The following is a 14074-nucleotide window of genomic DNA, read 5'->3' on the forward strand; positions in this document are numbered from 1 at the left end:
TTAAACAAAATCATAGACTGGTTTTTCATTAAAGTAAAAGCTTGGTTAATCTAAAATAATACAACAAGTCCTTAATACTGTTGAGTTTGGCCGTTTTGATGAAAGCATCGATGGTGGAGATGACGTGCGACTTGTTTTCCGGATCCAGGTTTTGGATCTCCTTCAGTTTTTTGAGTGTTTCGTTGTCGATCTGTTCGCATACCCTATCCTTGACCAGGTAATCCATGGTATAGCCAAGGACATCGGTGATCTTGGCGGTCCAGGTCAATTAAATGGAAGTTTTCGCTCCCTTCGTACTTGCCAAAGATATCACTGGAAGTTCCGATGAGGTTTACTTGGTTTTTCTGCTTGGGGACATCCATCTGCCTGTAAATCCATAAGGACGCTTTTTTCAGAGTTATATAATAGTGAACAATAAAAATACATCAGTACTATGTAAAATACAATTAATTTATTGCTTGTATGCAAAAATTAAAAGAGTTAGTACGGGGAAATTTGTAGGAAAGCGGCAAAGAGCTGCTCAGTAAAAAAGCAGCCAACGGTCATGAAAAAACTGGAAAAAGAGCTGTATATTAGTAAGGAAGGTTATATGGAAGCCTTTCTGGTGAACGAAACGGCAGAAAATGTCTGGTTTGATGATTTCACGGTGGAGACGACCCTTTCTCCCGTCATTCAGGAAACCCACTATGACCCCTGGGGTTTGGAGTTGACTGGTCTGGGGTACCAAAGAGAGGGGGTGAAGGAGAATCGGTATTTGTATAATGGGAAGGAGCTGCTGGATGATCTGAACCTAGGGTTGTACGATTACGGGGCACGTTATTACGATCCGGTGATAGGGCGATGGACCAGCGTGGATCCCATGGCAAGTGAAAGGGAATGGCTTTCTCCCTATAATTATGTGCAGAACAATCCGATGAATAGGATTGATCCTGATGGGATGTTGGATGAGTATAATTACGATATTGATTCGGGGGAATTTGAATGGATTAGTGATTATGGAGGAGAAGAACGTCAGTAGGTGAACGTTGTAAATAATGAGGGGGATGTGTTAATAAAGGGAAGTGTTCCGGGCAATAAAGTGCATGCGTACAAGCTTAGAGATGGTGTAGGCATAACAAATTATGACGCTATCCTGGATGATAGAACATATAATAGAAATAGTGGCTATGAGTATACATTTGCCGAATTTAAGTTCAGAAATAAAGTCAGAGGGTCAGATGATGTAATTGGTAGATTTTTAACTAAAACCGAAAGAGAAGGCAAGGCGATTCCCCTGATTTATCCGGAGGAATAAAAGTTATACGGTCATGTGGTTATGAGATTGAAAATGACAATCTTAGCGATAGATCAAAGCTTTGATGTAATGCCTTCTTTTTTCACAGGAGGAGCTTCCCTTAGAAAATTTGGGACGTCTATTAATGGGATAGGAAATGTTAGTAGTTCTCCGTTAAAAGGGAGCAGTGGTGTATCTGCCCTGACTAATTCGAGTGGATGGAATAGATTTTTACAGGCAAACAATGGTGTTTATTCTGGACAAGGGTGGCAAAAGAAAGCGGCAGCAGATTATTACAAATCAAACTTTTACAAGAAATGAGAAAGGTAAAATGTCTTGTGGTAGCAGTTTTTGGTTTAATGATTGCGACCTGCTGTACAAATAATCATGTAATAGAAACAATTGGAATTGACAGGATTGATACCAATGGTATCTATTTTTCGTATGAGTATCTGGATAAAAAACATATGGGTTCTTTTCCATTGGACCTTATTGATGAGAATTTTTACTCAACAGATAGCTTAAAAATCAAGATTGATAAGAATAATCCGGATGAGTTCGAGTTTGTCTCAGTAATAAGAAGAAAATGGCCAAAAGAAGAGGTATACATCCCGATAGACCCTTCAAAGGAAAAAATATCCCAATATCATTCGATTGATAAAAAACCATTGTTTGAAGGAGTAACAGACGATGCAAGTAACAATAGTGTAGTACAGGAATTTTTAAAAAAAGAGCTATTACAAATCCAACGGGAAATTTCCGGTCGCAAGGCAATTTACCTCATAATTGATGAGCAGGGCAAAGCATTTGTGGAAGAGATAGTAATGGCTGATGACACAACTGAAAATAATTTAAGAAAGATAGTTGAAAACATGCCGTTATTTGAACCTGGAGAGCATAAAGGGAAGAAAGTCAAGGTTTCCTACTTGGTAGAAATAAAATAAAGAAGACCATTTGGTGGTTTTTTTATCTACAGAGAACCATTAGGCTGTCCATTCTAATTTTTGCAAAGAAGGCTTTCATAAATGACGGATACTATGATATTGTACTGGAGGCACGTTTTTTTAGATAATTCTTTGTCTAACCAAAGTAAACGATCAATAACTATCTTCTGTGGGTTACATCAAAAAATGCCTTCAATAGGAATGTGGCTTTAGCCCATTCCTTGAAATTGCATTTAAGATCCCCCGGCTTTAGCCAAAATTTACGCGCATTATAAATGAATGACTGATATTCAATGCCTAATAGCCTAATAGTTTGGCTGAAACCAATAGCTCTGGATTATCCCATTGCCTGGAGCTATATGGCAATTGAGTCCAATAGATACAACTTTCTCCGCAATACTTGCTGATTTCTGCTATCAATAAAGTGTCTGGTTTATCGATTTTTTATTGCTTTTCTAAGCGCCGAAACGGTTCAGAACCTCCTAATTTGTACAGGCCTACGTTCAACGTGCGGATATAAGTTCATTGCCCTATGGCGGTACTATTTCTACCTCAGGCCGGGAAAATTTGAAAGGTTTTTTAGATAAACTCTGTTGGCACCCTAGCCGAACAGTAAATACGGGAAATTACGCAAGGCCTGCCCTGTTTTTCCGATCAGGAAAGCACCAGGGATGTTTTCAGCAAGCGGTAAGCCAACTCTTTTAGGGCATTTTCTATCCTTTCGGCCTCTTCCGGACTGGGTTTTTCCCTGCCGGAAGAGAAGGCATCGAAACGGTCTGTTCCAATACCTGCGTAGGCAGCCAATTGCTCCTTATTCAGGATGGCGAATTCGCTAAAAAAAGCGGGACATTGGTAGTAATGGTTGAACTCGACGGTTTCCGGGTCCAGGCTTTCAAATTCCCAGAGCAATTTTTTCAATTGAGTTTCCAGCCCCGGAATGCTTGGGGCAGATTGGGTCAGTGGATTGTTCTTGTAGGTGAGGCTGCCTTTATAGGTATTATTTTCTTTGGTAATTAACAGGTCGAGTTTAAGCGTGTTCATTGCAGTCTTTTTTTGGTTGATGGGATATTTGTTTTCGTACTCCCTTATTCGACCCTTTAAGGTAGGCAAAAAGTACAACAAGATCAGTAGGGGATACGATACGCTCAGCGTTTTTTTTTAAAATCCATGAATCGCTTCCCATGCCTGCAGGCGGTGTTTTGCGTTTATAGGGGTTTTGTTTTAATTTTCGACCCGCCGAATTAAATGATTGAGATCCAAACCTTCACTTTTCATTCTCTCTGCGAATCCATTTTGAGAGAGCTATCATCATTTGCAAAAAAAACTTTATGCCCATTCAGCTGTTAACACTATTCAGGTAATTATTCCGATACCCGGATAAATTCAATTGAGGCATTGGGGCTCATTGATTTTGTTCCCAAGCCGGTCAGTTATGCCATTACATTTGTTAAGCAATAATAAAATTCATGAAGAAGTTTAAAAAGTCCGAGATTGTACTTATGGTTCTGGTGGTAATTCTGATCGGGGTATCAGAATACTACTTTCTCATCGCAAATGAACCCCTCAAAGCCATTTTCATTGGTTTATGGTGCCCGACCATACTGGGCTTTTTGATCATATTTAACATGAAAAGGTAAAATGGAAAACTTAGACGTAATCATATTGACAATGGTAGTGGTAGTATCCTTTGTGGTATTTATTGTCACCTCTGTGCAGGAATTTGGCAAAATGGAGGAAGAACCCTGGGAATATGAAAAGGCCACCGGCCCCAGCAGGGCTGCCTTGTTCAACGTGTTGAGTTCCCTATTTGAAGATGATAAAATTCCGAGGAAAAACAGGGAGGAACTAAGGAAGACCATACAACGCAGCATCTCCGATATGGAAACGGATGGGGTCTATTTCGATAAAACCAAAAAGAAATCCGGTAAAAAGAAGAAATTCAAAAAAGAAGGGAAAAATGGTGAGAATAAGGCCAAATAATACATCTAGATAAATTTTTAGTTTGTCAAATCGAGTTTGATCATATACATTGAAGCATTTATTTTTTAAGAGTGGCTATTCTTTGAGCACTATAGAAAATGAGAAAAAATGATGATCGATTACTTTCGCTGCAAGCCCCTGCGCTGCTCCATTTATCTAGCCATAACCAATAAGTGCAGGGACCGAGACCGGAACATCTCGCCAAAGACAAAACCCCCGAAAAGCTACCCATCCACCGGCTACCACTAGAAAGTACCAACCCATCTGACAGCTTCGACTACCTCATTATGCACAAGGCCTGGCACCGGCATGTTAGAAGTGCCAGGAAACCGGAGGTGGGTGATGAGAGGGTGAGGGGGTAAAAATTATTATCTTGAGAATCTTAATTTTGGGACTATACGGTCACTGTAAAAAGGGGTATGGTCCATGTCAATTACAGTCAGTCTAATGGAATTTTTAGAAGACTTTAAAACTTCCAAATAACTTTTTTCCCAATAAAAAGCTATCATATCATCAATTGGGAGATCATCAGGCTTTGTGGTTTTCTCTTTTGGAATTGATTTGTTTCGTAGCTTGTATAAGCTTTTTCCGGATTCATCAATTATATCTAATTGAAATTTTTCAATATATATTGTTCGTTGGCATTCATTTATAATTTTAACTTTAATATACAGGTTGGGCGAATGGTTACGGAGATCATATTCCGCTGGGTGTTGGTCTATTTTAATCTTTAAATCCTTTTTTTGTTGTTTGATTTTTTTCATCCAGATGTTTGTAAACTGAAAAACCGATATGTCAAATCAGGGAGGTTACTCCGGTGACTGCTCCAACAATTGCAATACCTAACGAGTCCATTCCCAAATATACCAATAATTCCCTGTCCTTTTCCCCCACCTAATCCCTTGCGAAATTAGTCGCATGGGTCAACTAACCGTTTGCGAAGCCATTTCTGAGATGCCGACGCACTCTGCCAGGACACAGGAGGCTTCTTTTCCCTAATTTCGTAATCTGAATCCAAACAGGAAATGGGAGGCATTGTGGAATTTTGACTAGCCGGGCTTTAGCTAGATGCGAATTTGTGGACCTTTTGTATGTTGATTTGCTGTAACTCCATACCGAGCTGCATGCACTGGAGCATCGTGGCTTCTTTATGCCGATTTTGATGTCCTTATACGCGAAAAAAAATTCAATCAAATCGATTCGGAAAAAAGCAAATCCCGTGTGGTCGATGTTGTTGTCAATGGAAATGATTTCGTTAGTTTTCTGATGAATTTGGAGAGTTTTCCCGGGCCGTGGATTGGGTAGCTTTTCTATACAGTATTCCCAGGCAGTATCATTAATTTATTCACGAAATTATCAGCGAGGTTTTTATTAGCCTGGCGGCAAGCTCCTGAAGGGCTTTTTCCAATCTTTTTGCTTCTTCCTCCGTAGGTTTTTCCTTACCTGATGAAAAAGCCTCAAGCCTTGCTGTCTCTATTTGTGCGCTCATAGCCAATTCTGCTCGATTAAGAATAGCAAATTCACTGAAAAAAGCAGGACATTGGTAGTAGTGGTTGAATTCGACGGTTTCCGGGTCCAGGCTTTCAAATTCCCGGAGCAATTTTTTCAATTGTGTTTCCAGCCCCGGAATGCTTGGCGATATGGGTTTCCACCAAAAAGCGACGGTTCGTCCATTGCAAGCAGAGCCAAAACTCAGGAAAAGCCATTCTTTTATTGGCTTTCCCAGGAGCGTACCCTTCCAAAGACAGCTTTTGCTACATAAATTATCCGTAATGTCTGGCGTCGAGATGCAGGTGGTGCCCGCCAGAGGGAATAGGGATGCGGTCGTGAGAAATTCCCTGCGCTGGTTTGACAGGCATATAGTCGCTTCCCTGCGGTTGTTGCCTCAATTGGGATTTGCCACGAAGCGGTATTCGCTCGGAGGCAGGAGATTCGTATAAGTACCGGGTTAGCTCAGGTACCGGTACCGTCAGGCTTTAGGCAAAATAAGGGATCCCGACACTCCGAAGCTGACAGGATCCAAGTTGGATGGATGCAGGTGGTGGTTTCTTGTACCGAATGCAGGGTGTTTTGAATGCGGGCCGCATTCAGCGGAAAGCGTGCTATCGGGTTGAGAATCATTGCTTATTTACGATGGTGCTGACCATTAGGGCTGTTGCGATCAATGACAATTGACCCAAACTATAGTTATTGATCTTTTTTCGAACCACTTTCATGTCAACCGGTACCTCATTTGATTCCCATTCCAGGATGAGGTTTTTGTAGAGAGAGACGGTTTTCGAGGCCTTTCTTCCTTCAAATAAGGCTTTGAGTTGTTCCTTGCGCTTTCTACTTAGCAGCGAGTTGGCCTTATTTTTCACAAAGCGGTAGAAATTTTTACTTACGGAAACGTTTCCACTGGAATAATTTTCGTCCCGGATTTCTGCTACTTGTTCGTTAAGCTTCGCAATAAAGCGCCTGTAGAAGTCGTCGTTTATCTTTACTTCCCGGTCGATTTTGCTCATTATACCGAAAAAAGGCCTACTTAAAAAGGGCGTGGTTGCCCAGAAAAAACGCCTGTTTCTATCTTCTCCCTCAAAGATATACCGCTTCATCCGGCAGGTTAGCAGAAAATACGCGTGTTTGTCCCCGCTGTTTTTTCCTGGAAAATCTGACAAGGTTTGGTAGATGTAATCCGAAAGTTTTTTTACATCAATACCCGTTAGTTTGGCCGCTTCAGGCAGGGAAAACTCGTAATTCTCCCGAAGAATCAAGTCAACCAACTTTTTGTTGTCCGAATACCTGATGTTGTTTGTTAAATCGGGAAACACTTTATCCCCTCCGTCGCCGGTAAAAAAGGTAATGTTCCCACCGTATCGATCAAAGACTTTTCGGCAAAATTGGTTCAAATAATAGTACCGCGTAGGTTGGATTCCCATTTTAAACCGGATGGTTTCGGCAATGTCCTCACTGAAATTGGCGGTACTCAAACCGATTTTTTGCCAGTCTAGCTGCAAGCTAGCTGCAATTTCCTGGGCAATCACCACATCGGTGGTGGCCGATTTTTCCTCATCTTCAAACGTAACTCCCGTAACCCGCGCTCCTCCCTTGTGCAGTCCGGCGGCTACCGATCGAGAATCCATACCGCCACTGAGTGAGAGGATATTTTGTGCCGTAGCTCGTTGCTTGCATGCGGTAAGGAATACCGAGGCCATGCCATCCAAAGCAACTTCATCTACCTGGGAAATTGATTTGGCGGAAAAATCATAGGAATAACTCCTTTCAGTGGCGGTGATCTTGCCTGCCTTGACGTCCAAAAGCAGTTTTTCGGAGAGTTGGAGGTGGAAGACCTGATCAAAAAGCGTATGGGTGGACAGGTTGTAGTCAAAAACGAGGAATTCGGCGAGATGTAGCGGATTTATTGGAGCCTGTAAATACCCTTGCACAAATCGAATATCCCGCGATACAATCCATCTTCCGTTGCGGCTGCCGTAGTAAAGGGGCAGGCGATTCAGGTGGTCCCCAAACACTTTTACGGTATGGGATTGGAGATCTATTACATACAGGTAAAACTCCCCATCCACATCAAAAAGGTATTTCTCAAGTTCATCCTCAGAGCTGAGAAGTTGCTGAATACCGTCGAAAAGCGCCGAAGTGGGCCGATCGTAGACTTTACCCTCCAAAACCAGGACCGTATCCGTTGCCGTCCTACGAATGCTGTAGGGATATTCGTACGTGCTGTTTACCGTTACGGCCAATTGTTCATTGGAAAACAAAACAGTATGTGTAGAAGCGGAATTTTCCCATCCGTCTTCGTGTGAAAATAAAGATAATCCGAGCATAATTGGAAAAAGGTGAACCAGTAGCGGTGCTAGAAAATTTAATTTGATTCGGTTGAAAATGTTTTTAAAGGTATAAAAATGTATTTTAAATTCCAAAAAAAGAATGTAAAACGATTTTTTTTAAGTTAAAGACAGCAGACCTTCCGGAGAAATGGCATGCATTGCGTTTTGAATCAAGGTAGGTTTTTTTCTCTATGCATAAACTATTGAAGAGGGTTCACCCGTACGTTTTACGTGTTCCTAATAATCCAGCGTTTCGACAGGTTCAAGCTGATTATTGATCCCATCGGTGAAAATGGCCGCATGGGATTTTTTGTGGGGAAGGATTTGAACTTAGTTTTCTCCGTTTGGTATCTGTTTCGGTGTATCTCCAAAAGCCAGGTGTACGGTGATCTTTTTTTTCGAAAACGGTTTGCCATTCATTGGAATACCGGCAAGGGGGGTACAAGTGATTCTGGGTAATCGAATCGATTTGGAAGAAAGCGAGATGACGAGTACGGCCAGGATGTCTGGGAATATTGACAGGTTGTTGCGGCCTTTTTGCTCTGAATTTTTCCATGCCGGTCGGAAACAGACATAGGCCTGCTGGAGAGCAAAAGTAAGGCATAAATTATTAACCTGTCTGTGGTTGTCTGGCCTTAGAATACTACCGATGCAACCTCCTCCCATCGATCGGATCTTCCCCGTTCCTTGCAGCGTGGCATTTCCGTGGGTATTGTCAAAAGGGATGAAGCGGATCCTTTACGCCTTTTCGCAGAAGCGATGACCAAACGTAAGAAAGCCCAGAAAGAGAAGCATCCATTCGGTTTGATTTGGTTGTTTTTTGACCAGGACAATTGGTCGCAGCTTTCGGAGACTTTGGACAAAATGGAAAAGGAGGGTTAAATTAGCGTATAACGTATGGTACTTAAAGCAGTTAGGAACCTGAGCTATTGCGCATTACACAAAATCAATGTATCTTGAACCATGCATCCTTACATCCCCCATCTGCTGGAAGATATCGCCAGGGCCCACCGAGACCGGGATTCCCTGCAAAAAGAACCTGTTCTAAGCATCGAGGAGGAATTTGAAGCAATGGAACGCTGGCTTTCCGAGGTGCCGACCACTACTTTTGGCCATTATTGTGGGTTGAAAGCCGCTGAATTCCCTCTTGCCGAACAGCTATCGGAAGCGGATATGACATTGGTCCTGGAAGCATTCAAAAAAATGATGTTTTCCTGGAACCTGGATATTGATCTTCCGAAAGCGCTTCCCCTGTCCATTGCCTATACCATGACGATAGACACCCTTAATCAAAAAACCGCCATCGTTAGCGAGGGTTTTATGTCCTTTGATTACTGCTCCGGTTCTCCGGAGGAATGCGTTTTTAAGGAATATTGTTCCTGCCTAAAATACATAGACGATTTCGCTGCGGACAATGATGCGTAGCTTTCTATTGGAGGATTTTTGGCTTCGTTCCACACTTTGCGTCTCATATCTTGGTAATTATAAGATGAAAAGCTATCTTGTAGTGCATAGATGAGATAAAAATGAAACCTTATAAACCCGAAGAACTTCCCTTGACCAATTTAGATTGGTCTTCTTTGGTTGATTTACTCAGTACTGCAAATCGGCAACTTACCCGATATGACGGCTTACTTCAATCGATCATAAATCCTGAGGTATTGCTATCTCTGCTTCGGACACAAGAAGCGGTATTGTCTTCAAAAATAGAAGGTACTCAGGCGACATTAAAAGAAGTATTAGAGTACGAGGCAGATAAGGCACAGTCTTCTGAAAAACAAGGTGATATTAGAGAAATTATAAATTACCGAAAGGCACTCTTTACAGCCAAATCCAGATTAGAGGTGCTTCCTTTGTCTCTTAGATTGATTCGTGAGATGCATGCGGTATTGATGCAAGATGTCCGTGGCGAAAATAAAGCTCCTGGAGAATTCCGGAGAATCCAAAATTGGATTGGAGCCCCTGGCAGCACGATTGAGACAGCACGATTTGTTCCCCCAACAGTCCAAGATATGCTCAATGGTTTGGGTAATTGGGAGAAGTACATCCACTTCGAAGAAAAAGACCCTCTGGTACAGTTGGCAATTATCCATGCCCAATTTGAAATACTACATCCATTTTTGGATGGAAATGGAAGGATTGGAAGGATTCTAATTCCTCTTTTTTTGTTTGATAAAAATATTATCCGGGAACCCGTATTTTATCTTTCAGATTATTTAGAGAATCATCGAAGGGATTATTACGATGCGCTGAAAGATATCACAGATTCAGGAAGCTGGACTAATTGGATAAGATTTTTTCTTGGAGCGATTATTAGCCAATCTAAGAAGAATAACGATCAAATCCGGCAAATAGTGGCACTTTATGAGTCAATGAAGGAGAAAATTGTAATTGCAACCCATTCGCAATTTGCAGTAAATTGTCTTGACTTTATTTTCAATCGCCCAGTATTCAACAGTGGGAGATTTTACGAAGAGTCAGGAGTTCCGAGAGCATCTGCTTCCAGGCTGCTTGTTGCTATGGAGGCAAATAATTTGATCAAATGCATTGAAAAAGGAGCGGGAAGGCGTCCCTCTTTATATGTTTTCGAACCTTTGCTGGAAATTGTCAACCAGTAGTGATTTTGTGTCTCATCAAATAGCTATAAAGTATTTTGCGTCTCATATTTTCGCTTCTATGAGATGCTACAGCATTTGTGTCTCACGGATGAGTTACAAAAGAACGCATCTGATTTGCTAGAAAAAAGTCTGCTATCAATCAGACTTTTGAAACCAGAGCCGAAATTTCCGATTCCGCTCCGCTACATCAGAATAAACTTTCCCCCCAGCGTCTAAAATCAAAAAAAGCCCCGTCTTTTCCAAGAAGGAGCCTTTAAATTGTACCTTGGGCCGGAGTCGAACCGGCACGAGTGTTACCTCATTGGTGTTTGAGACCAACGCGTCTACCAATTCCGCCACCAAGGCATTTCAAACTAATCCCGTTCCTCGCCGAACGGGATGCAAATATGGGCAAAGAATTTTTCTCAAACAAAATTTTTACCGCCTTAAAACCTGAATATTTTATTTTTTACCTACCAGCAAATCCAGCCCATCGCCACAGATGGCTTCCATTGGTCAGGCAGGCTATTCCTGACTTTCAAAATTAATGAAAATCGGGCTGTCGTATTTTAAACCCAATAAATCCGCCCCGTGGCCATGGTTGATGCCTATCTCCAATAACCCCAGACTGTTGAAAAAAGCCCAGCAGTCTCCGGGCTCTACCTCATCGTAATTCTTTTGGATACTTTCCAGGGTTTCACGGCCAAAGGCAATCTGAAAATTGCCCGGATTGAGTTTATCAAAAACCTCCTTCGGGATGTTGGTGATCAGGTTGCCGTAATGGTCTATGCGTACCACATAGCCTACGATCTGCTTTTTGCTGGCTTTAAATTGCCTGCTCATCATTTTTTTGATGTTCTGAAGCGGCCCGCCAAAATCATGAATGGCTGCTCCACTGGCTACCTTGGCAGCAATAGGTGCAAGGATATCCTTGGCGGGAAAGCTGCTGTTCCTGATATGGATATCTGAAAATTTCACTACGATTCCCGGATCCTGATCGGCCAGCATGCTCAGTACCCCATTGTTTGGACCTATAAAGATGTGTTCGTTTAATTTGATCCCAATATAACCATCCGTGATGCTGCTGGTGGTATTCAGGGCCACCAAATGAACAGTCCCCTTGGGAAATTCGTTATAACTTGCACGGAGTACAAAGGCAGCATGGGCAATGTCATAGAGGGCAATGTCATGACTGATGTCCACAATAGAGAGTTGTGGATTGATGGATAACATTTTGGCCTTTACCACTGGTACGTAGTAATCTGCGTTTCCAAAATCTGATATGAATGTTACCAATGCCATACAAGCAAGTCAATTAAAAATTCGTACTTTTGTATAATTAATAAACAAAAATAAGCATTTTAAATTTGTTTTTAGAATCAGGTAAACAGAAGAAAATATATTGGTAGAAAAAGTCATTACATTGGAAAACATTTCCCTCCTGGACTTCCTTGGATCGGAAAATGAAAACATACGGCAGATATCGGCTGCCTTTCCCCAGAGCAAAATTGTTTCCAGGGGCAATGAGATCAGGATCAAGGGCCAGGCCCCGGAAATTCTAAAAATCAATGATATTCTCAACATGCTATTGGAGCATTTTAACCGGTTTGGCCAGGTCACTCCGGACAATGTGAAAGAATATATAGCCCTGGAAGGCACCCCTCCCAGCCAGGTGGAAACCAAAAATGATATCATACTTTTTGGCAACAAAGGTCTGGTAGTCCGGCCCAAGTCGCCAAATCAGAAAAAACTGGTAGATGCTTCTTATAAAAATGACCTGGTTTTTGCGCTGGGGCCTGCTGGTACGGGCAAAACCTATATTGCCGTGGCCCTTGCTGTCCGGGCATTGAAAAACAGGGAGGTGAAAAGAATCATCATTACCCGTCCGGCAGTGGAGGCGGGAGAAAACCTGGGATTTCTTCCCGGTGACTTGCAGGAAAAACTGGATCCCTACCTCAGGCCCATCTATGATGCCCTGGGGGATATGGTCCCTGCAGAAAAGTTGCGCTTTTATCAGGAAAACAGGGTGATAGAAATTGCCCCGCTGGCCTATATGCGGGGCCGAACCCTGCACGACGCCTTTGTGCTCCTGGATGAAGCCCAGAATACCACCAGTGAACAGATCAAAATGTTTTTGACCCGGATGGGGCCCAATTCCAAAGTGATCATCAATGGAGACCAGTCCCAGGTAGACCTCCCACTAAAACAGAAATCTGGATTAAGGGAGTCTTTGCGCATACTCAATGGCGTAAAGGGAATTGGGGTGGTCAATCTTTCGGGTAGGGATGTAGTCCGGCACCGACTGGTGAAATCCATTATTGAAGCCTACGAAAAGAGTGAATTGGAAGAAAAACAGGTTAAATGAGTATTTCCATAAAGAAAATCACAGACCAGGCCAGTCTGGAAAAAGCCTTCAGGATAAGAGAGCAGGTATTTGTAATAGAGCAGCAAGTGGCTCCTGATGAAGAATATGATGAATTTGAGCAGGATGCCTTCCAGTTTCTGGCCTATCAGGGACAGCAGGAAGCAGGGACGGCAAGGTGGAGATTTACAGACCATGGCATTAAGCTGGAGCGTTTTGCTGTCCTGAAGCCATTCCGGGGAAAAGGCATTGGTGATGCCCTGGTAAAAGCTGTGCTAGCCGATATCAGGAAACATCCCCTTAGCCAGGGAAAGACCATTTACCTGCATGGTCAGGTACAAGCCATGGGGCTGTATGAAAAATCCGGCTTTCAAAAATCCGGTGAGCTGTTTGTGGAATGCAATATCGATCACTACCTGATGAAACTTTTGCCCGAAAATAAAGTATAATTAACAAGTTATTCAATTACACCTTTTAATCGTTACTTTTATAATGAGACATGTAAAGCTTACTTTGGTTTTTATCGCAATGATTGGAATGGCTTGTCAGCCTGCTTTTTCCCAGAACCTGACAGACCCCACCCTGCCGGAAAATGAAATCAAAATCAATATCGTCAACACCATTGTTATCGGGTCACTTGAATTGGGCTATGAGCGTTTCTTGGATCAGAATCAATCCCTGGGCCTGGAGTTGATGTTTATGGACAGGTTTTCCTACGTTTCTGACAGCGGGGAGGGGGAGGAATTCAATGCCACCAGTTTTATGCTCTCCTATAACTATTATTTTGTCACAGCTTCCGATCCCTCAGGATTCTATGTATTGCCATTTTTGAAATACCGGAATGGTACCTTTTCAGAGACTGGGGAAAACAATCAATTGATTGAAACCAACCTGAATAGCTTTATGATTGGCTTTGGCGCCGGCTACAAATGGGTACACAACGATAAATTTGCCCTGGGTCCCTATGTAAATATTGCCCGTGGATTCAATAGTGATGTGAGCGACCGTTTTGATCCTGTAGAATTCAATGCCGGCTTTAGCATAGGGTTCAGGTTTTGATTATACCTCAATACTGAATTGAACTTCAGTGTTTT

Annotated in this window: 18 protein-coding genes and 1 tRNA gene; 12 read left to right on the forward strand and 7 right to left on the reverse strand. The window is 42.3% G+C overall.

All coding sequences use genetic code 11. The annotated features are described in order from the left end of the window. Positions 1-28 precede the first annotated feature (28 nt). The gene (locus GL182_RS03905; RefSeq protein ID WP_240469562.1) at positions 29-268 is read right to left on the reverse strand and encodes a DUF1804 family protein; all 240 of its coding nucleotides are present in this window, start codon (positions 266-268) and stop codon (positions 29-31) included. Between the two features lie 276 nt (positions 269-544). Between GL182_RS03905 and GL182_RS03910 the strand changes: the two genes are divergently transcribed. The 4 genes from GL182_RS03910 to GL182_RS03925 are packed head-to-tail and all read left to right on the forward strand — an operon-like array spanning position 545 to position 2217. Beyond that, complete coding sequence (locus GL182_RS03910) at positions 545-1018, forward strand: RHS repeat-associated core domain-containing protein (protein ID WP_163378236.1); 474 nt, start codon at positions 545-547, stop codon at positions 1016-1018. Next, positions 1019-1294 carry a hypothetical protein gene (locus GL182_RS03915; protein ID WP_163378237.1) on the forward strand — a complete coding sequence of 92 codons (276 nt, stop codon included), beginning with the start codon at positions 1019-1021 and terminating at the stop codon, positions 1292-1294. Positions 1295-1315: 21 nt separating this feature from the next. Then, positions 1316-1594 (forward strand): hypothetical protein, encoded by a 279-nt coding sequence (locus tag GL182_RS03920; protein WP_163378238.1) that lies wholly within the window; start codon positions 1316-1318, stop codon positions 1592-1594. After that, entirely contained in the window at positions 1591-2217 is a 627-nt protein-coding gene (locus GL182_RS03925) for a hypothetical protein (RefSeq protein WP_163378239.1), read from the forward strand. The genes GL182_RS03920 and GL182_RS03925 overlap by 4 nt, the downstream gene beginning before the upstream one ends. Positions 2218-2871: 654 nt before the next feature. On the opposite strand, the gene GL182_RS03930 is transcribed toward GL182_RS03925, so the two are convergent. After that, positions 2872-3258 carry a hypothetical protein gene (locus GL182_RS03930; RefSeq protein ID WP_163378240.1) on the reverse strand — a complete coding sequence of 129 codons (387 nt, stop codon included), beginning with the start codon at positions 3256-3258 and terminating at the stop codon, positions 2872-2874. A 597-nt stretch (positions 3259-3855) separates the two neighbouring features. Here GL182_RS03930 and GL182_RS03935 point away from each other — a divergent pair. Beyond that, complete coding sequence (locus GL182_RS03935) at positions 3856-4197, forward strand: hypothetical protein (RefSeq protein WP_163378241.1); 342 nt, start codon at positions 3856-3858, stop codon at positions 4195-4197. Between the two features lie 173 nt (positions 4198-4370). Then, positions 4371-4559, forward strand: a complete 189-nt coding sequence (locus tag GL182_RS03940; protein WP_163378242.1) for a hypothetical protein — start codon at positions 4371-4373, stop codon at positions 4557-4559. Between the two features lie 6 nt (positions 4560-4565). On the opposite strand, the gene GL182_RS03945 is transcribed toward GL182_RS03940, so the two are convergent. Next, positions 4566-4961 (reverse strand): hypothetical protein, encoded by a 396-nt coding sequence (locus tag GL182_RS03945; protein WP_163378243.1) that lies wholly within the window; start codon positions 4959-4961, stop codon positions 4566-4568. Between the two features lie 581 nt (positions 4962-5542). Further along, a complete protein-coding gene (locus tag GL182_RS03950; RefSeq protein WP_163378244.1) occupies positions 5543-5806 on the reverse strand; it encodes a hypothetical protein in 264 nt (87 codons plus the stop codon). Positions 5807-5969: 163 nt separating this feature from the next. On the opposite strand from GL182_RS03950, the gene GL182_RS03955 reads away from it, so the two are divergent. Then, positions 5970-6137, forward strand: a complete 168-nt coding sequence (locus GL182_RS03955; protein WP_163378245.1) for a hypothetical protein — start codon at positions 5970-5972, stop codon at positions 6135-6137. 177 nt (positions 6138-6314) lie between these two features. Here GL182_RS03955 and GL182_RS03960 read toward each other — a convergent pair whose 3' ends face one another. After that, complete coding sequence (locus GL182_RS03960; RefSeq protein ID WP_163378246.1) at positions 6315-8018, reverse strand: asparagine synthase-related protein; 1704 nt, start codon at positions 8016-8018, stop codon at positions 6315-6317. A gap of 966 nt (positions 8019-8984) precedes the next feature. On the opposite strand from GL182_RS03960, the gene GL182_RS03965 reads away from it, so the two are divergent. Further along, positions 8985-9446: a hypothetical protein gene (locus GL182_RS03965; RefSeq protein ID WP_163378247.1), complete on the forward strand. Its 462-nt coding sequence runs from the start codon at positions 8985-8987 to the stop codon at positions 9444-9446. Between the two features lie 101 nt (positions 9447-9547). Continuing rightward, positions 9548-10639, forward strand: a complete 1092-nt coding sequence (locus tag GL182_RS03970) for a Fic family protein (RefSeq protein ID WP_163378248.1) — start codon at positions 9548-9550, stop codon at positions 10637-10639. Positions 10640-10900: 261 nt separating this feature from the next. Here GL182_RS03970 and GL182_RS03975 read toward each other — a convergent pair. Together GL182_RS03975 and GL182_RS03980 are read right to left on the reverse strand one after the other, a co-directional pair. Continuing rightward, a tRNA-Leu gene (locus GL182_RS03975) sits at positions 10901-10984 on the reverse strand. A gap of 159 nt (positions 10985-11143) precedes the next feature. After that, the gene (locus tag GL182_RS03980) at positions 11144-11920 is read right to left on the reverse strand and encodes an S-adenosyl-l-methionine hydroxide adenosyltransferase family protein (protein WP_163378249.1); all 777 of its coding nucleotides are present in this window, start codon (positions 11918-11920) and stop codon (positions 11144-11146) included. 100 nt (positions 11921-12020) lie between these two features. Here GL182_RS03980 and GL182_RS03985 point away from each other — a divergent pair, with 100 nt between their 5' ends. The 3 genes from GL182_RS03985 to GL182_RS03995 are packed head-to-tail and all read left to right on the forward strand — an operon-like array spanning position 12021 to position 14039. Next, positions 12021-12983, forward strand: coding sequence for a PhoH family protein (locus GL182_RS03985; RefSeq protein ID WP_163378250.1), 963 nt, complete (start codon positions 12021-12023; stop codon positions 12981-12983). Beyond that, positions 12980-13429, forward strand: a complete 450-nt coding sequence (locus GL182_RS03990) for a GNAT family N-acetyltransferase (RefSeq protein WP_163378251.1) — start codon at positions 12980-12982, stop codon at positions 13427-13429. The genes GL182_RS03985 and GL182_RS03990 overlap by 4 nt, the downstream gene beginning before the upstream one ends. A gap of 43 nt (positions 13430-13472) precedes the next feature. Further along, a complete protein-coding gene (locus GL182_RS03995; RefSeq protein WP_240469564.1) occupies positions 13473-14039 on the forward strand; it encodes a DUF3575 domain-containing protein in 567 nt (188 codons plus the stop codon). The last annotated feature ends 35 nt before the right edge of the window (positions 14040-14074 follow it).

The organism is Cyclobacterium sp. SYSU L10401, from assembly GCF_010993705.1.
Lineage (GTDB): Bacteria > Bacteroidota > Bacteroidia > Cytophagales > Cyclobacteriaceae > Cyclobacterium.